This is a genomic window from Burkholderia sp. BE12 (genome assembly GCF_002959955.1).
Lineage (GTDB): Bacteria > Pseudomonadota > Gammaproteobacteria > Burkholderiales > Burkholderiaceae > Burkholderia.
The window spans coordinates 138,666-156,131 of sequence record NZ_PREY01000015.1; the positions used below are offsets into that span (position 1 = coordinate 138,666).

Consider the following 17,466-nt stretch of genomic DNA (forward strand, 5'->3'; position numbering starts at 1 on the left):
CGGGTTCGGCCGGTCTGGCGCGGCAAGGTCATGTGCCGCGCGTCGATGGGTGCCTCCCCAGGCGCTCGGTTCGCCTGGCTCGTCGGGGCACGATCGGATTTTGGCCCATTTCGGCCGTCGCGAACACGGGACGTGGATTCTCTTTGACCGCGTAGCCGCATTTCCTTTATAATTCAGGGCTTTTCCGCATTCATGCCCACGGAAAAAGAACAGGGAGAGCCTGCACCGCGCCTCGAAGCGCACACAGACAAGCAGGAAGAACACATCGGGCAAAGCATTTTTTTTGGATCGATCATGAAGACGTTTTCCGCAAAAGCCCATGAGGTGACGCGCGAATGGTACGTGATTGACGCGACGGATAAGGTTCTCGGCCGTGTTGCCAGCGAAGTGGCACGCCGTCTGCGCGGCAAGCACAAGCCTGAGTTCACCCCGCACGTCGACACTGGTGATTTCATCATCATCATCAACGCGAGCAAGTTGAAGGTCACGGGCAACAAGACGCTGGACAAGAAGTACTACCGTCACTCGGGCTACCCGGGCGGTATCTATGAAACGACGTTCGGCAAGATGCAGGAACGCTTCCCGGGCCGCGCGCTCGAGAAGGCGGTCAAGGGCATGCTGCCGAAGGGTCCGCTCGGCTACGCGATGATCAAGAAGCTGAAGGTCTACGCAGAAGCGACGCATCCGCATTCGGCTCAACAGCCGAAGGCGCTCGAGATCTAAGGGGAGCCCACATGATCGGTAACTGGAACTACGGTACGGGCCGCCGCAAGAGCGCAGTCGCACGTGTCTTCATCAAGGCTGGCAAGGGCGACATCATCGTCAACGGCAAGCCCATCGCTGACTACTTCTCGCGCGAAACGTCGCTGATGATCGTGCGTCAACCGCTGGAACTCACGAACCACGGCCAGACGTTCGACATCAAGGTGAACGTCAACGGCGGCGGCGAAACGGGTCAGGCAGGCGCAGTGCGCCACGGCATCACCCGTGCACTGATCGACTACGATGCGACGCTGAAGCCGTCGCTGTCGAGCGCAGGCTTCGTCACGCGCGATGCGCGTGAAGTCGAGCGTAAGAAGGTCGGTCTGCGCAAGGCACGCCGCGCAAAGCAGTTCTCGAAGCGTTAATTTCGCTTCATGGCCTCGCCGCTTTCGGGCGGCGTCCGCCAAAAAAACCGCCAGCTTTCACGCTGGCGGTTTTTTTATGCCTGCTTCCGGGCTGCCGCGGCCGCCGCCCGCGCGGGCGGCCTTGATGAAATCGACAAGAACCTATTGATTTCATGGACTTCAGCACGATCTTCTGATCGGCCCTACAATAGCGGCTAAAGCTTCTTGGAGAGTTCGAATGAACGCTGTTACCGAATCCGCAACAACGACGACCGATATGCCGCTGCCGTTCGTCTTCACCGACGCCGCGGCCGACAAGGTTAAGCAATTGATCGACGAAGAGGGCAATCCCGACCTGAAGCTGCGCGTGTTCGTGCAGGGTGGCGGCTGCTCCGGCTTCCAGTATGGCTTCACGTTCGACGAGGAAGTCAACGAGGACGACACCGTGATGAACAAGAACGGTGTCCAGCTCCTGATCGACTCGATGAGCTACCAGTACCTGGTCGGCGCCGAGATCGACTACAAGGACGACCTCAACGGTGCCCAGTTCGTGATCAAGAACCCGAACGCGACCACTACCTGCGGGTGCGGTTCGTCGTTCTCGGTCTGAGCGCACGTCGGATCTACACCGGTTCGCCGGAATGAAAACGGGGCTTGATGCCCCGTTTTTTGTTGCGTGCTCGTCTTGCAGCGCCCGTCGCGCGGCGGGTATCGCATCAGCGCGGATAGAGCGCGCCGAGCACGCGCTCGCCGGCGGCACCCGTCACGCTCGCGAGATTGCCGGGCTGGCGCGCGGTGAAGCGGTACGCGAGCCACGCGAACGCCAGCGCTTCGACCTGCTGCGGCGGGACGCCGAGCGCGGCCGTCGTATCGACGGCGGCCGGCACGCCGGCGTCGCGCAGCGCGCGCCGGAGCGCGTCGAGCAGCATCGGATTGCGTGCGCCGCCGCCGCATACGAAGACGGCCTTGCAGCCCGGCGCGTGCTGCGCGATCTCGCGTGCCACCGACACGGCGGTGAGCGCGGTGAGCGTCGCCTGCACATCCTCCGGCGCCACCTGCTGGAACGCGGCGAGCTTCGCATCGAGCCATGCGGGATTGAACAGGTCGCGTCCGGTGCTTTTCGGCGGCGGCGCGGTGAAATACGGTTCGTCGAGCAGCGCGTCGAGCAGCGGCGCGTGTACGCTGCCGCGTGCGGCGAACTTGCCGCCGTCGTCGTACGGCTTGCCCAGATGGCGCGTCGCCCATGCATCGATCAGCGCATTCGCGGGGCCGCAGTCGAAGCCGCGCACGTCGCCGCCCGCGCCGGGCAGGATCGTGATGTTGCTGATCCCGCCGAGATTGCAGACCACGCGCGTTTCGCCCGGCGCGCCGAACACCGTCGCATGGAAGGCGGGTGCGAGCGGCGCGCCGTGGCCGCCCGCGGCCACGTCGCGGCTGCGGAAATCGGCGATCACGTCGGCATGGGTCAGCTCGGCGAGCAGCGCCGGATTGTTGAGTTGCCGCGTATAACCGCGTTCCGGCCGATGGCGCACCGTCTGACCGTGCACGCCGATCGCGCGGATCTCGTCGCGCGACAGTCCGGCGGTGCGCTGCAATTCGTGGCAGCACACCGCATAGCGCGTGACGAGTGCATTCGCCGCGAGCGATTCGCGGTCGATCTCGTTGTCGCCGGGCTGCTGCAGCGCGAACAGCGCGTCGCGCAGCGATTGCGCGAAGCCGACGAACGCTTCCGCGAGCACGACCGGCGCGCGGCCCGCCTCGAAACGCACGGCGACGCCGTCGACGCCGTCCATGCTGGTTCCCGACATCAGCCCGAAGTAGATGCCGTCTGCCGGATGGGCATGCTGCGGCTGTCGTTGCGGCACGTTGGGTTCTCCTGGATCGAGCGGCGCGGGCCCGTGCCGCGCGCCTTGCGCCCCGATTATCCGCGCAACGTGACGCGTCGTTAAGCGATGCGCGCGCAAGTTATGGGAAAATCCCTGTTTTTGCGACATTCTTCCTGGCACCGATGAGCACCGAACCCAGTTCCAAGCCCGTTTTCCCGATCACCGACGAAGTCCGGCATGCGCTCGCCGTCACGAAGCGCGGCGTCGACGAGCTGCTGATCGAGGAAGAGTTCGCGCAGAAGCTCGCGCGCAGCGCAGCCACGGGCACGCCGCTGCGCATCAAGCTCGGCCTCGACCCGACCGCACCGGACATCCACATCGGCCATACGGTCGTGCTGAACAAGATGCGCCAGCTGCAGGACCTCGGCCACACGGTAATCTTCCTGATCGGCGATTTCACGTCGCTGATCGGCGATCCGTCGGGCCGCAACGCGACGCGCCCGCCGCTCACGCGCGAGCAGATCGAGTCGAACGCGAAGACCTACTTCGAGCAGGCCGCGCTCGTGCTCGATCGCGACAAGACCGAGATCCGCTACAACAGCGAATGGTCGATGCCGCTCGGCGCGGACGGGATGATCAAGCTCGCGTCGCGCTACACGGTCGCGCGGATCCTCGAGCGCGAGGATTTCACGAAGCGCTTCCAGGGCGGCGTGCCGATCTCGATCCACGAATTCCTGTACCCGCTGATGCAGGGCTACGATTCGGTCGCGCTGAACGCCGATCTCGAACTCGGCGGCACCGACCAGAAGTTCAATCTGCTGGTCGGCCGCGAACTGCAGAAGCAGTATGGCCAGGAACAGCAGTGCATCCTGACGATGCCGCTGCTCGAAGGCCTCGACGGCGTCGAGAAGATGTCGAAGTCGAAGGGCAACTACGTCGGCATCAGCGAGAAGCCAACGGACATGTTCGGCAAGCTGATGAGCATTTCGGACACGCTGATGTGGCGTTACTTCGAACTGCTGTCGTTCCGCAGCCTGGACGAGATCGCCGGCTTCAAGCGCGAGGCCGAAGGCGGCCGCAATCCGCGCGACTTCAAGGTGCTGCTCGCGCAGGAGATCGTCGCGCGGTTCCACTCGCAGCCCGATGCCGAGCGTGCGCTCGAGGACTTCAACCACCGCGCGAAGGGCGGCGTGCCGGACGACATCCCGTCGGTTACGCTCGCCGGCGCGCCGCTGGCGATCGGCCAGTTGCTGAAGCAGGCCGGCCTCGTGCCGTCGACGAGCGAGGCACTGCGCAACATCGAGCAGGGCGGCGTGAAGATCGACGGCACGATCGTGTCGGACAAGGGCCTGAAGGTCGAGGCCGGCGAGTTCGTCGTCCAGGTCGGCAAGCGCCGCTTCGCGCGCGTCACGCTGACCGCATGATCGCGCTGATCCAGCGCGTGACGCGCGCCGACGTGCGTGTCGGCGGCCGCACGACGGGCGAGATCGGCGCGGGCCTGCTCGCGCTCGTCTGCGCGGAGCGCGGCGATACGGAGGCGGCCGCCGACAAGCTGCTGGCAAAGATGCTCGGCTACCGCGTGTTCAGCGACGCAGCCGGCAAGATGAACCTGCCTGTGTCGAACATCGACGGCGCAGGCCGCGCAGGCGGCCTGCTGCTCGTGTCGCAGTTCACGCTCGCGGCCGATACCAACAGCGGGCTGCGTCCGAGCTTCACGCCGGCCGCGCCGCCCGACGAAGGCGCGCGGCTGTTCGACTATTTCGTCGCGGCCGCGCGGGCGCGCCATCCGGTCGTCGAGACGGGCGAATTCGGCGCCGACATGCAGGTGTCGCTCGTCAACGACGGCCCCGTGACGTTCTGGCTGCAAGTGCGGCCCTGATTCTTCCCCGGAGACGCACCGCGATGGCCACCACGCAGATTCTTTTCATCCGCCATGGCGAGACGGCCTGGAACCGCATCAAGCGAATCCAGGGGCATATCGACATTCCGCTGGCCGATTCCGGGCTCGCGCAGGCGCGGCGGCTGGCCGCCCGGCTCGAGCGCGAGGCGCGCGACGGCGCGCGGATCGACGCGGTCTATTCGAGCGATCTGATGCGCGCGCAACAGACCGCACAACCGTTCGCCGATGCGCTCGAGCTGCCGCTGCTGCTGCGCGAGGGGCTGCGCGAACGTTCATACGGCGCGTTCCAGGGGCACGACAGCACCGAGATCGAGGCGCTGTTTCCGGACGCGTATGCGGCCTGGCAGACGCGCGATCCGGGCTTCGCGCCGGAGGGCGGCGAGTCGCAGCGGGAGTTTTATCACCGCGTGCTGCATGCGCTCGAACCGATCGTCGCCGCGCATCCGGGCGGCCGGATCGCGTGCGTCGCGCACGGCGGCGTGCTCGATTGCGTGTATCGCTTTGCGAATGGTCTGGATCTGTCGGCGCCGCGCAACTATCAGTTGCTCAACACCAGCATCAACGTCGTCGATTACGTGGATGGCCGCGCGCAGGTCGTGCAGTGGGCCGACGTGTCGCATCTCGAAGCCGCGAGCGACGACGACGACGGGTACCGCAAGGTGCTCTGAGTACGCCGACCCCGTCCTGCAGGTGCAAGCCTGTCGGCTTGTCACAGGCATTTGACAGTAAATTGAAATGATCGGGGAGGCGGATCGTCAGGCGGGCGGGGTGCCGTCGGACGGGATGGCCGTCGCGCGGCGGCGCGCACGCTTGGATGCGCCGTTCACGAGCGCCCAGCGCAGCACGGGCGCGATGGCGCGTATGCCGGGTCGGACTACCGCGCGCCGTAACGGCGCGAACGTCGACACGCCGAGCATGCGCTGCGCCCACTCCGGCAGCAGGTCGATCCCGGCATGCATCACCAGCGACGCGGCAGGCCGCAGCGTGGGTTTCGCGACCGGCACATTCAGCAGGATGGACATCACGTCGAAGGTACGCGGCCCGGCTTCGAGCTCGGGCAGCATCCGCGCGAGATAAGCCGCCACCTCGGCGCGCGAACGCGGAACCTCACGGGCGCCGAGCAGCTCGGCGATCAGCGCTGTCTCCGCGTAATAGCGATCCTGCAGTTCGCCCGGCAGCGCGGGATTCACGTAACGCAGATGCGCGGCGAGAAAGCTCGACACTTCCGCGACATGCACCCAGGTCAGCAATTCGGGATCGTCGGCGCGGTACGGCCGGCCGTCGGGCGCACTGCCCGCGATGCGCGCGTGGATCGCTTTCACGCGCTCGATCAGCGCGAGCGCGTCCGCGCGGCTGCCGAACGTCGTACCCGTGATGAACGTGGCGGTGCGCCGCAAGCGGCCGAAGATGTCGGTGCGGAACGACGAATGATCCCAGACGCCCGCGAGCGCGAGCGGGTGGAGCGCCTGCAGCAGCAGCGCGGCGATGCCGCCCGTCATCATCGACGTGAAATCGGCATGCACGCGCCAGCAGACGGCGTCGGGGCCGAACAGCCCCGGGTCTCCAGGCGGCGAAGAGAGATCGATCGACGGGCCGCCGCCGCCGGCGGTCAGGTGCGTGATGCCGGCCACGAGCCGCTTGCGGATCGGCTCGGCCCAGCGCGGGCCCGGCACGGGTGCGGTGGGGTGGCGGCCGGGCGGCGTCGTCATGGCGGGCGTGACTCGGCGACGGATTACTTCCCGTCGGGGGTATCCCAATCGTCGCGCTCGGTGGTGCGGCGCGCATCGGGTACCGACAGCCCGAAGTGGCGATACGTGAGCAGCGTCGCGACGCGGCCGCGCGGCGTGCGCTGCAGGAAGCCCTGCTGGATCAGGTACGGTTCGAGCACGTCCTCGATCGTGTCGCGCTCCTCGCCGATCGCCGCCGCGAGGTTGTCGATCCCCACCGGGCCACCGTCGAACTTGTACAGGATCGCTTCGAGCAGCTTGCGGTCCATCAGGTCGAAGCCGACCGGATCGACATCGAGCATCGCGAGCGCGGCGTCGGCAACGGCCGCGGTGATCTGGCCGTCGGCCTTCACTTCCGCGAAATCGCGCACGCGGCGCAGCAGACGGTTCGCGATCCGGGGCGTGCCGCGCGCGCGCTTCGCGATTTCCAGCGCGCCGTTCGGATCGATCTGCGCATTCAGCAGCGACGCCGAGCGCCGCACGATGCGCGACAGTTGTTCGGCGTCGTAGAACTCGAGGCGCGCGACGATCCCGAAACGGTCGCGCAGCGGATTGGTCAGCATCCCCGCGCGGGTGGTCGCGCCGACCAGCGTGAACGGCTGCAGGTCGAGCTTCACGCTGCGCGCCGCCGGCCCTTCGCCGATCATGATGTCGATCTGGTAATCCTCGAGCGCCGGATACAGGATTTCCTCGACGACCGGCGACAGCCGGTGGATCTCGTCGATGAACAGCACGTCGTTCGCCTCGAGGTTCGTCAGCAGCGCGGCGAGATCGCCTGCGCGCTCGAGCACGGGGCCCGACGTCTGGCGCAGGTTCACGCCCATCTCGCGCGCAATGATGTGCGCGAGCGTCGTCTTGCCGAGACCCGGCGGCCCGAACAGCAGCACGTGATCGAGCGGCTCGGAGCGGCGCTTCGCGGCTTCGATGAAGATCTCGAGCTGGCCGCGCACCTTTTCCTGGCCGACGTAGTCGTCGAGCTGGCGCGGCCGCAGCGCACGCTCGAACACCTCCTCGTGCGACGAGGTGGGCGTGGCGGCGATGATCCGCTGCTCGGTGGCGAGTTTGTCGGTTTCAATCATGCGGCCATTGTACCGCGCGTCGAAGCGCGCACCACCTGGCCGAACGGCCGACTGGCGCGTACCGCGCGGCGGCGCGACACTGGCTTCGACGGCCGGATCGACCGCGCGTTACGCCTTCGACAGCGCCTTCAGCGCGAGCTTGATGCCGTCGGACACGCCGGTGCCGGCCGGCACGTTCTTGATCGCGGCAAGGCCTTCCTTCTCGGAGTAGCCGAGCGCGAGCAGCGCGTTGAGGATGTCGGTCGCGTGGTCGGATGCCGACGCGGCCCCGGCGAGCGCGCCGAGGTCGGCGCCGAGCTTGCCCTTCAGTTCGAGCAGCAGGCGCTCGGCCGTCTTCTTGCCGATGCCGGGCAGGCGCGTGAGGCGGGCGGCGTCCTGCATCGTCACCGCTTGCGCGAGTTCCTGCACGCTCATGCCGGACAGCACGGCGAGCGCCATGCGCGCGCCGATGCCGGTGATCTTCAGCAGCTCGCGGAAGGTCGTGCGTTCCTGCGGCGTCAGGAAGCCGTACAGCAGGTGCGCGTCCTCGCGGACGATCTGCTGCGTGAGCAGCACGATGCGCTCGCCCGTTTGCGGCAGGTTGTAGAAGGTGCTCATCGGCACGTCGATTTCGTAGCCGACGCCGTTGCAGTCGACGAGCAGATGAGGTGGGTTCTTTTCGAGCAGGATGCCGGCGATGCGACCGATCATGGAGGACGGGATGCGAGGAAGAAAGCGCGAGTGTAGCGCACGCGCGGCGCAATGCCGATGGGCGCGTCCGTCAGGCCGAGGCGGCGCGTGTCGCGGGCATGTCGGGCGCGGGTAAAACGGTCAAGGCGCCAACGCGGTCGAGCCGATGCGCCGCGCCGCGGTGCGCGGCGGCGTCAGCCGACCAGCCTGCCGCGCCGCACGCGCAGCCCTTTTTGCGCGAGCGCCGGCGCGAGGCCGCCCAGCGTGCTGAGCGTGTTGCCGCCGTGTGCGTGGCAGATCGCCATGCCGAGCGCGTCGGCCGCGTCGGAGCCCGGCTGGCCGGACAGATTGAGCAGCCGCGTGACCATTTCCTGCATCTGCGTCTTGGTCGCGCGGCCGTAGCCCACCACGGCCTGCTTGAGCTGCAGCGCGGTGTATTCGGCGACCGGCAACCCGCCCGCGACGAGGCCGCAGATCGCGGCGCCACGCGCCTGGCCGAGCAGCAGCGTCGACTGCGGGTTCACGTTGACGAACACCTTTTCGATCGCGGACTGGTCGGGCGCGTGCTCCCGCACGAGCGTCGATACGCCCTGGAAGATCGTGCCGAGGCGGGTGGCCAGGTCGGCCGTCGGCGTACGGATCACGCCGCTGGTGACATAGGCGAGCTGGTGGCCGCTGACGTCGATGACGCCGAAGCCGGTGACGCGCAGGCCGGGGTCGATGCCGAGAATTCGCATGAGTGAGGAGAGTGGCGTGATGCAGCGATACTACAACGAATGGTGCGGCAAGCCGGTCGCCCCGTCGTGCGCGAAGGCGCCGCGCAATAAAAAACCCGGCGGGGATGATGCCGCCGGGTTCTCGTGCAGCGGCCGCGCGGGCCGCATGCGGCGATCAGTGACGGAAGTGGCGCACGCCCGTCAGGATCATCGCGATGCCGTGCTCGTCGGCTGCCGCGATCACTTCGTCGTCGCGCATCGAGCCGCCCGGGTGAATCACGCAGGTCGCGCCGGCCGCCACGACGACGTCGAGGCCGTCGCGGAACGGGAAGAACGCATCCGACGCGACGGCCGAGCCGGCGAGCGTCAGGCCCGCGTTCTGCGCCTTGATGCTCGCGATGCGCGCGGAATCGACGCGGCTCATCTGGCCGGCGCCGACGCCGAGCGTCATGCCGTTGCCGCAGAACACGATCGCGTTAGACTTCACGTACTTCGCGACGCGCCATGCGAACAGCAGGTCGTCCATTTCCTTCGCGGTCGGCTGGCGCTTCGTGACGACGCGCAGCTCGCTCGGCTGCACGTTCTTCGAATCGAGCGACTGCACGAGCAGGCCGCCGCCCACGCGCTTCAGGTCGAATGCGTTGTGGCCGTCGCCCAGCGCGATCTCGAGCAGGCGCACGTTCTGCTTCGCGGCGAACACCTGCTTCGCGGCGTCGGAGAACGACGGGGCGATCAGCACTTCGACGAACTGCTTCGCCACGGCTTGCGCGGCCGCTTCGTCGACTTCGCGGTTGAACGCGATGATGCCGCCGAATGCCGAGGTCGGGTCGGTCTGGAACGCCTTCGCGTACGCGTCGGCCGAGTCGTTGCCGACCGCGACGCCGCACGGGTTCGCATGCTTGATGATCACGCAGGCCGGCGCGTCGAACGTCTTCACGCATTCCCACGCCGCGTCCGAATCCGCGATGTTGTTGTACGACAGTTCCTTGCCCTGCAGCTGGCGGTAATTCGCCAGCGCGCCGGCCGGCGTCGCGATGTCGCGGTAGAACGCCGCGCTCTGGTGCGGGTTCTCGCCGTAGCGCAGGTCCTGCACCTTGTCGAACGCCATGTTCAGCGTGGCCGGGTACGCGCTGCGCGATGCGTGCTGCAGCTCGTCGGTCAGGCTCGTCAGGTAGTTCGTGATCGCGCCGTCGTATTGCGCGGTGTGCGCGAACACCTTCGTCGCGAGACGGAAGTTGGTCGGGTAGCCGACCGTGTTGCCGTTCGCCTTCATTTCATCGAGCACGACCGCGTAGTCGGCAGGATCGACGACGACCGTCACGTCGCGGTGGTTCTTCGCGGCCGAGCGCAGCATCGTCGGGCCGCCGATGTCGATGTTCTCGATCGCGTCGGCCAGCGTGCAGTCGTCCTTCGCGATCGTCGCGACGAACGGATACAGGTTCACGACGAGCAGGTCGATCGTCGGGATGCCATGCTGTTCGAGCGCCTGCATGTGCTCGGGCAGGTCGCGGCGGGCGAGGATGCCGCCGTGCACCTTCGGGTGCAGCGTCTTCACGCGCCCATCGAGCATTTCCGGGAAGCCCGTGTAATCGGCCACTTCGGTCACGGGCAGGCCGGCGTCGGCGAGGAGTTTCGCGGTGCCGCCCGTCGACAGCAGCTTGACGCCGAGGTCGGACAGCGACTTCGCGAAATCGACGATGCCGGTCTTGTCGGAAACGGAAATGAGCGCTTGCTTGATCATGATGGAACCACCAATAGCCAGGGAAACGGGGACGGGACGGCCGCCTACAGCAGGCCGTGCTGCTGCAGCTTCTTGCGCAGCGTATTGCGATTGATGCCGAGGTACTCCGCGGCGAGCGACTGGTTGCCGCCGGCCTGTACGAGCACGACCTCGAGCATCGGCTTTTCGACGCAGGACATCACCATTTCATAGACGTCGTGCGGATTGGAGCCGTCTAGATCCCGGAAATACACGTCCAGGCTCTCGCGGACACATTGTTCGATGTTGTGCTTGCTCATGCTGCTAACTGGTTATGGTCGTCCGACTCGCCCTGACTGTTTTCCGCTTCGTCATCGACGTAGACGAGGTGGTCCGACAGCGCCTTTTGCGCCTCGAAGAATGCGTTGACGGCGGCGAGCTGCTCGCGGGTGGAATCGAGCGTGTTCATTCGGTGCCGGAACCCGTTGGCACCGGAAAGGCCGCGAGTGTACCAGCCGATGTGCTTGCGCGCAGTACGGACGCCGGTGAATTCGCCATAGAACGCGTAGTGGTCTTCCAGGTGTTCGTTCATCACGTGCTGGATCTCGTCGATCCGCGGCGGGGGCAGCAGCTCGCCGGTTTGCAGGAAATGATCGATTTCGCGGAACAGCCACGGCCGGCCTTGCGCGGCGCGACCGATCATCAGCGCGTCGGCGCCGGTTGCATCGAGCACGGCCTTCGCCTTGGCGGGCGACGTGATGTCGCCGTTCGCCACGACCGGAATCCGCACGGCCGCCTTCACGGCCGCGATGGTGTCGTACTCGGCGTCGCCGCGGTACAGATCGGCGCGCGTGCGGCCGTGCACGGTGAGCATCGAGATGCCGGCCGCTTCGGCCAGGCGCGCGACCGTGATCGCGTTCTTGTGCTCGCGGTCCCAGCCGGTGCGGATCTTCAGCGTGATCGGCACCGCATCGGGCCCCGTGCCGACCGCCGCGACGACGGCCTCGACGATCCGCTGCACGAGCGGCTCGTTCTGCAGCAGCGCGGAGCCGGCCGCGACGTTGCAGACCTTCTTCGCCGGGCAGCCCATGTTGATGTCGATGATCTGCGCGCCGTTGTCGACGTTGTAGCGGGCCGCCTCGGCCATCATCGCCGGATCGGCGCCGGCAATCTGCACCGCGATCGGCTCGACTTCGCCTTCGTGGTTCGCGCGCCGCATCGTCTTCGCGCTTTTCCACAGCTGCGCGTTGGACGCGACCATCTCGGACACGGCGTAACCGGCTCCCAGCCGTTTGCACAGCTGGCGGAACGGACGATCCGTCACCCCGGCCATCGGGGCGACGAACAGGTTGTTACGCAATACGTGAGGGCCGATAACGGGCATCGCAATGGCGCCGCCCGCGACCGGCGCGGGCAGGGGAAGGGAAGGCGGAAAACGGGCATTTTACCGTATTCCCATGCCCCGCCGATTTGACCCGGTTTGCCTGGTTCGCCCGGACGCGCCGCACGGCGTGCCGCGCGTCAGTTGCGCTGGCCGAACATCATCTGACGCGCGATCGCCTTCTTGAGCGGCGGCACGAACTCGAGCGCGGTGAGCGCGGCGCCGCGCAGCAGCGGAAGCGGGCCCGAGTCGATCGTAAACAGGCGCGCCAGCGTGTCGGTCGCGCCGATCGTGAAGCGCCGGTCGAGCGCGCGGCGCGCGTTGAAGGTCGCGAGCGCGGTCGCTTCGAAGCCTTGTGCGGACAGCGTGTCGACGAGCGTGTGCGCATCGCGCAGCCCGAGGTTGAGCCCCTGGCCCGCCACCGGGTGCAGCGTTTGCGCGGCATTGCCGACGATCGCGACGCGGCCGCTGACGAGCGTCTGCGCGGCGTTCAGGCCGAGCGGGAACGACGCGCGCCCGGCGATCGCGACGAATTCGCCCATGCGTTCGCCGAATGCGCTGCCGAGCTCGCGCAGGAACGCGTCGTCGGGCAGCGCGGCACGTCGCGCCGCTTCGTCGGGCGTACAGCACCAGACGAGCGAGTAGTCGGCCTGACGCGGCCCGCCGAGCGGCAGCAGTGCGAGCGGGCCCTCGTGCGTGAAGCGTTCCCACGCGACGTTCGGGCGCGGCGCCGATACCGTGACCGTGCCGACGAGCGCGGTCTGCCCGTAGTCGCGGCGATGCTTGGCCGTATCGGCCTGCTGTTCGTGGAACAGCCCGCCTTCGGCATTGATGGCGATGCGCGCGCGCAGCGTGCGCTCGCCTTGCGGGCCGTCGAGCGTCAGCGTGACGCCGTCGGCGTCCTGCCGCGGCGCGCGTGCGGTGGTCGACGTGAGCCAGTCGACGCGCGTGCCGCGCACCGCATTCGCGAGCGCCTGCACGATCGAGCCGTAGCGCACCACGTAGCCGAGCGCGGCGAGGGCGTGCTCGTCGCGGTCGATCAGCGTGCGGCCGAAATGGCCGCGCTGCGACACGTGGATATGTTCGATCGGCGTCGCGTCGGCGGGCCAGGCGAGCGTGTCGAGCAGCACGCGGCTGCCGTGCGACACGGCGATCGCGCGGGGATCGTTCGCGCTCGCGGCCGGTTCGCGTGCGTCGATCAGCGCGATCGACGCGTGCTGCGTCGCGCTGCGGCGCGCGAGCCAGCCGGCGAGCGCGAGCCCGACGGGGCCGGCGCCGACGATGGCGAGGTCGTAATCCGGCGTGGCCGGGGAGGAAGCGGTCGTCATCTTGATTCGTGAAACGGAGGTAACGGTCGGCGGCCGGTCATGTGTCCGCACGCATCAGCGCCTCGATCTCGTCGGCCGCGACCGGCACGCCGCGCGTGATCAGCTCGCAGCCGTGCTCGCGCACGATCGCGTCGTCCTCGATGCGAATGCCGATGTTCCAGTACTCGGGCGGCACGTCGTCGGCCGCGCGCACGTACAGGCCGGGCTCGACCGTGAGCGTCATGCCGGGCTTCAGCGTGCGCCACGGCAACGCGCCGTTGGCGTCGCGCTCGGCGAGCCGCTCGCGGTAGTCGCCGCAGTCGTGCACGTCCATCCCGATCCAGTGGCCCGTGCGGTGCATGTAGAAGCGCGTGTACGCGCGCTCGGCGATCACGTCGTCGACGTTCGAGAAGCGTGTTTTCGGGATGATGCCGGTGTCGAGCAGCCCCTGCGCGAGCACGCGGACGGCCGCATCGTGCGGCGCCTCGAACGATACGCCCGCGCGCGTCGCGTCGATCGCGGCCTGCTGCGCGGCGAGCACGATGTCGTACAGCGCGCGCTGCGCGGGCGAGAAGCGGCCGTTGGCCGGGAACGTGCGCGTGATGTCCGACGCATAGCCGTCAAGTTCGCAGGCGGCGTCGATCAGGATCAGGTCGCCGTCCTGCGCGGCCGCGTTGCCGGCCGGGTAGTGCAGCACGCACGCATTCGCGCCGGCCGCGACGATCGAACCGTACGCGGGCGCCTGCGCGCCGTGCTTGCGGAACAGGTACAGCAGCTCGGCCTCGAGCTCGTATTCGCGGATGCCGGGGCGGCACGCCTGCATCGCGCGGCGATGCGCGAGCGCGGAGATGTGCGCGGCGCGCATCATGATCGCGAGTTCGTGTTCGTCCTTCACGAGCCGCATGTCGTCGAGCAGCGGCGTGAGGTCGAGCAGCGCGTCCGGCGCCGCGACGCCCGTGCGTGCCTGCGCGCGCACCGCGTCGATCCAGCCCGCGAGCTGGCGCTCGAAGTCGGCCGATGCGCCGAACCGGTAGTGCACGGTGCCCGCATCGGCGAGCAGGCGCGGCATTTCGGTGTCGATCACGTCGACCGCGAATGCCGCATCGAAGCCGAACGCGTCGCGCGCGGCGTCGGGCCCGTAGTGAAAGCCTTCCCAGATCTCGCGGTCGACGTTCTTGCCGCGGCAGAACAGGATCGATTCCGGCGCGCCGTGCGGCGCTGCCGCGTTCAGCACGAGCACGGCATCCGGCTCGGTGAAGCCCGTCAGGTAATGGAAGTAGCTGTCGAACCGGTACGGGTAAGCCGTATCGCGGTTGCGCAGCATTTCCGGCGCGGTGGGGACGATGGCGACGCCGCCGCCCGCGGCACGCAGTGCGGCAAGCACGCGTTCACGGCGCTGGCGGTAGACGTCGACGGCGATGGCGGTATCGAGAGGCGCATTCATCGTGCGATTGTAGCGCCGCGGGACGCGGCGCGTGAAAGCGGGGGGGAAGTGGCGCCGGAAGGCCCGCGGCGGCGGCTGTTGCAAACCATCCACAGGCCGGACGGGCGATTTTCTGCCCGGCCGCGCGGGCCGGTTATGATCGGCGACAACGTATACTCTCGGCGGTTCCCTTAAAAAGGCAGATGATGAAATTAATCGGTTCGCTCAGCAGCCCGTACGTCCGAAAGGCGCGGATCGTGCTTGCTGAAAAGAAGATCGACTACAAGCTGGAGCTCGAGAACGTGTGGGCGCCGGAGACGGATATTCACGCATCCAATCCGCTCGGCAAGGTCCCGTGCCTCGTGATGGAAGATGGTGCCGCGGTGTTCGATTCCCGCGTGATCTGCGAATACGTCGATACGCTGTCGCCGGTCGGCAAGCTGATTCCGCCGTCGGGCCGCGAGCGCGTCGAAGTGCGCTGCTGGGAAGCACTGGGCGACGGCGTGCTCGACGCGGCGGTCGCGATCCGCCTCGAACACACGCTGCGGGAAGAAGGGCAGCGCAGCGCGAGCTGGATCGCGCGCCAGCAACGCAAGATCGACGACGCGCTCGTCGCGATGTCGCAGGGTCTCGGCGGCAAGACGTGGTGCGTCGGCAATCATTACACGCTCGCCGACATCGCCCTCGGCTGCGCGCTCGGCTACCTCGATTTCCGGATGCCCGAGCTCGACTGGCGCGATCGCCACCCGAACCTCGACAAGCACTTCGTGAAGCTGCAGCAGCGACAGTCGTTCGCCGATACGCTGCCGCAGAACTGAGCCGCGGCCCGGCCTTCACGCATTCGGCAGACGAAAGAAAAGCGCCCCGCGGGGCGCTTTTCCTTTTGCGGCGCCGGCCGCGGCCGGAGCGGGCGGCCGCGCGCGTCACTCGATCGACGCGTACACCGCTTCGCCGAGCGTGAACGAATCGCTGCGCGCGATCGGCCACCACTTGTCGTACAGGGAAAAGCCGCAGGTCCGGCCGTCGAGCAGCGCACCGGGTTTCAGATACTTCAGCAGTTGCGACATCAGTCGCACCTCGTGCGGCGCGACCCGCTGCACGATGTGATGCGCGCGCAGCTCGGACGGATGCGCGAGGCCGGCCGCCTGCACGAGTTCCTGCAGCGCATGCAGCGTATTGCGGTGGAAGTTGTACACGCGCTCGGCCTTGTCGGGCACGACGAGCGCGCGCTGGCGCACCGGGTCCTGCGTCGCGACGCCGGTCGGGCAGCGGTCGGTGTGGCAGTGCTGCGCCTGGATGCAGCCGACCGCGAACATGAAGCCGCGCGCCGAGTTCACCCAGTCCGCGCCGATCGCGAGCGTGCGGGCGATGTCGAACGCGGTGATGATCTTGCCGCTCGCGCCGAGCTTCACGCGGTCCCGCACGCCGATCCCGACGAGCGTGTTGTGCACGAGCAGCAGCCCTTCCTGCAGCGGCACGCCGACGTGGTCGGTGAATTCGAGCGGCGCCGCGCCGGTGCCGCCTTCCGCGCCGTCGACGACGATGAAGTCGGGCACGATGCCCGTCTCGATCATCGCTTTCGCGATTCCGAAGAATTCCCACGGATGGCCGATGCACAGCTTGAAACCGGTCGGCTTGCCGCCGGACAGCGTGCGCAGTCGCTCGACGAATTCGAGCAGCCCGCGCGGCGTCGAGAATTCCGAGTGCGTCGCGGGCGAGATGCAGTCCTTGCCCATCGGCACGCCGCGCGTCTCGGCGATTTCCGGCGTGATCTTCGCGGCCGGCAGCACGCCGCCGTGACCGGGCTTCGCGCCCTGCGACAGCTTCACCTCGATCATCTTGACCTGCGGATCGGCGGCCTGCTTCGCGAACTTGTCGGGGTTGAACGTGCCGTCGTCGTTGCGGCAGCCGAAGTAGCCGGACGCGATTTCCCAGACGATGTCGCCGCCGTTCTCGCGGTGGTACTTCGACAGCGAGCCTTCGCCGGTGTCGTGCGCGAACCCGCCTTTCTTCGCGCCGAGGTTCAGCGAGCGGATCGCGTTCGCGGACAGCGAGCCGAAGCTCATCGCCGAGATGTTGAAGATCGAAATGTCGTACGGTTGCGCGCGATTCGCGCCGACGCGGATGCGGAAGTCGTGGTTCGGCAGCTTCGTCGGCGCGAGCGAATGGCTGATCCATTCGTGCGCGACGGCCTTCACGTTCAGCTCGGTGCCGTACGGACGGTTGTCCGCGACGTTCTTCGCGCGCTGGTAGACGAGGCTGCGCTGCGCGCGCGAGAACGGCTTTTCGTCGGTGTCGTCCTCGACGAAGTACTGGCGGATCTCGGGGCGGATGAATTCGAACAGGAAGCGGAAGTGACCCCAGAGCGGGTAGTTCCGCAGGATCGCGTGGCGGTCCTGGTTCAGGTCGTACAGGCCGAGCGCGACGAGGGCGATGGGGATGACGATCCACAGCCAGGAAAGTGCGTGGACCGATGCGAGCACGGCCGCCGCGACGAGCAGCAGGACGGCGCACCACATCGCCAGGTAGCGTCTTGAAAGCATGGGGGGACTCCGTAAGAATCTTGAAATGCCGCCATGCGTACGCTGCGAAGGCGGCGCGCCGGCCGCGGCGGAATCGTGTTCCGCCGGGCG

Annotated in this window: 19 protein-coding genes; 8 read left to right on the plus strand and 11 right to left on the minus strand. The window is 67.6% G+C overall.

The window, feature by feature from the left end; translation table 11 throughout:
• Window positions 1–294 precede the first annotated feature (294 nt).
• From rplM to erpA, 4 genes are read left to right on the plus strand one after another with little or no spacing between them, the layout of a single operon-like run.
• Window positions 295–723 carry a 50S ribosomal protein L13 gene (gene rplM / locus C4B30_RS18855; RefSeq protein WP_009687896.1) on the plus strand — a complete coding sequence of 143 codons (429 nt, stop codon included), beginning with the start codon at window positions 295–297 and terminating at the stop codon, window positions 721–723.
• An 11-nt stretch (window positions 724–734) separates the two neighbouring features.
• On the plus strand, window positions 735–1,127 hold the full coding sequence (gene rpsI / locus C4B30_RS18860) for a 30S ribosomal protein S9 (RefSeq protein WP_006476904.1): 393 nt from the start codon (window positions 735–737) through the stop codon (window positions 1,125–1,127).
• A 9-nt stretch (window positions 1,128–1,136) separates the two neighbouring features.
• Entirely contained in the window at window positions 1,137–1,325 is a 189-nt protein-coding gene (locus tag C4B30_RS35675) for a hypothetical protein (RefSeq protein ID WP_175888600.1), read from the plus strand.
• A gap of 19 nt (window positions 1,326–1,344) precedes the next feature.
• Window positions 1,345–1,716 carry an iron-sulfur cluster insertion protein ErpA gene (gene erpA / locus C4B30_RS18865; RefSeq protein WP_105132794.1) on the plus strand — a complete coding sequence of 124 codons (372 nt, stop codon included), beginning with the start codon at window positions 1,345–1,347 and terminating at the stop codon, window positions 1,714–1,716.
• 106 nt (window positions 1,717–1,822) lie between these two features.
• On the opposite strand, the gene C4B30_RS18870 is transcribed toward erpA, so the two are convergent.
• Window positions 1,823–2,971 carry an anhydro-N-acetylmuramic acid kinase gene (locus C4B30_RS18870; RefSeq protein ID WP_027783562.1) on the minus strand — a complete coding sequence of 383 codons (1,149 nt, stop codon included), beginning with the start codon at window positions 2,969–2,971 and terminating at the stop codon, window positions 1,823–1,825.
• 143 nt (window positions 2,972–3,114) lie between these two features.
• Between C4B30_RS18870 and tyrS the strand changes: the two genes are divergently transcribed.
• Genes tyrS through C4B30_RS18885 form a run of 3 tightly spaced genes read left to right on the plus strand, consistent with a single transcriptional unit; the run spans window position 3,115 to window position 5,500 of the window.
• On the plus strand, window positions 3,115–4,356 hold the full coding sequence (gene tyrS, locus C4B30_RS18875) for a tyrosine--tRNA ligase (protein WP_027783563.1): 1,242 nt from the start codon (window positions 3,115–3,117) through the stop codon (window positions 4,354–4,356).
• Window positions 4,353–4,811: a D-aminoacyl-tRNA deacylase gene (dtd, locus tag C4B30_RS18880; protein WP_027783564.1), complete on the plus strand. Its 459-nt coding sequence runs from the start codon at window positions 4,353–4,355 to the stop codon at window positions 4,809–4,811. Before tyrS ends, dtd begins: the two co-directional genes overlap by 4 nt.
• 23 nt (window positions 4,812–4,834) lie before the next feature.
• Window positions 4,835–5,500 (plus strand): histidine phosphatase family protein, encoded by a 666-nt coding sequence (locus C4B30_RS18885; protein WP_027783565.1) that lies wholly within the window; start codon window positions 4,835–4,837, stop codon window positions 5,498–5,500.
• A gap of 87 nt (window positions 5,501–5,587) precedes the next feature.
• On the opposite strand, the gene C4B30_RS18890 is transcribed toward C4B30_RS18885, so the two are convergent.
• From C4B30_RS18890 to C4B30_RS18930, 9 genes are all read right to left on the minus strand, one after another.
• Window positions 5,588–6,541 (minus strand): oxygenase MpaB family protein, encoded by a 954-nt coding sequence (locus C4B30_RS18890; RefSeq protein WP_105132795.1) that lies wholly within the window; start codon window positions 6,539–6,541, stop codon window positions 5,588–5,590.
• A 23-nt stretch (window positions 6,542–6,564) separates the two neighbouring features.
• Entirely contained in the window at window positions 6,565–7,638 is a 1,074-nt protein-coding gene (gene ruvB / locus C4B30_RS18895; protein ID WP_027783567.1) for a Holliday junction branch migration DNA helicase RuvB, read from the minus strand.
• Between the two features lie 108 nt (window positions 7,639–7,746).
• A complete protein-coding gene (gene ruvA, locus C4B30_RS18900; protein WP_027783568.1) occupies window positions 7,747–8,328 on the minus strand; it encodes a Holliday junction branch migration protein RuvA in 582 nt (193 codons plus the stop codon).
• A gap of 173 nt (window positions 8,329–8,501) precedes the next feature.
• A complete protein-coding gene (ruvC, locus tag C4B30_RS18905; protein ID WP_027783569.1) occupies window positions 8,502–9,044 on the minus strand; it encodes a crossover junction endodeoxyribonuclease RuvC in 543 nt (180 codons plus the stop codon).
• A gap of 154 nt (window positions 9,045–9,198) precedes the next feature.
• Window positions 9,199–10,764, minus strand: coding sequence for a bifunctional phosphoribosylaminoimidazolecarboxamide formyltransferase/IMP cyclohydrolase (purH, locus tag C4B30_RS18910; RefSeq protein WP_027783570.1), 1,566 nt, complete (start codon window positions 10,762–10,764; stop codon window positions 9,199–9,201).
• 44 nt (window positions 10,765–10,808) lie between these two features.
• Window positions 10,809–11,042: a Fis family transcriptional regulator gene (locus C4B30_RS18915; RefSeq protein ID WP_006476892.1), complete on the minus strand. Its 234-nt coding sequence runs from the start codon at window positions 11,040–11,042 to the stop codon at window positions 10,809–10,811.
• Entirely contained in the window at window positions 11,039–12,106 is a 1,068-nt protein-coding gene (gene dusB / locus C4B30_RS18920; protein WP_027783571.1) for a tRNA dihydrouridine synthase DusB, read from the minus strand. The genes C4B30_RS18915 and dusB overlap by 4 nt, the downstream gene beginning before the upstream one ends.
• A 137-nt stretch (window positions 12,107–12,243) precedes the next feature.
• On the minus strand, window positions 12,244–13,431 hold the full coding sequence (locus tag C4B30_RS18925; RefSeq protein ID WP_027783572.1) for a UbiH/UbiF/VisC/COQ6 family ubiquinone biosynthesis hydroxylase: 1,188 nt from the start codon (window positions 13,429–13,431) through the stop codon (window positions 12,244–12,246).
• A gap of 37 nt (window positions 13,432–13,468) precedes the next feature.
• The gene (locus tag C4B30_RS18930; protein WP_027783573.1) at window positions 13,469–14,854 is read right to left on the minus strand and encodes an aminopeptidase P N-terminal domain-containing protein; all 1,386 of its coding nucleotides are present in this window, start codon (window positions 14,852–14,854) and stop codon (window positions 13,469–13,471) included.
• A gap of 182 nt (window positions 14,855–15,036) precedes the next feature.
• Here C4B30_RS18930 and C4B30_RS18935 point away from each other — a divergent pair, with 182 nt between their 5' ends.
• Window positions 15,037–15,651 (plus strand): glutathione S-transferase family protein, encoded by a 615-nt coding sequence (locus C4B30_RS18935; RefSeq protein ID WP_027783574.1) that lies wholly within the window; start codon window positions 15,037–15,039, stop codon window positions 15,649–15,651.
• A 105-nt stretch (window positions 15,652–15,756) separates the two neighbouring features.
• On the opposite strand, the gene C4B30_RS18940 is transcribed toward C4B30_RS18935, so the two are convergent.
• Window positions 15,757–17,376 carry an FMN-binding glutamate synthase family protein gene (locus C4B30_RS18940; protein ID WP_105132796.1) on the minus strand — a complete coding sequence of 540 codons (1,620 nt, stop codon included), beginning with the start codon at window positions 17,374–17,376 and terminating at the stop codon, window positions 15,757–15,759.
• Between the last annotated feature and the right edge of the window lie 90 nt (window positions 17,377–17,466).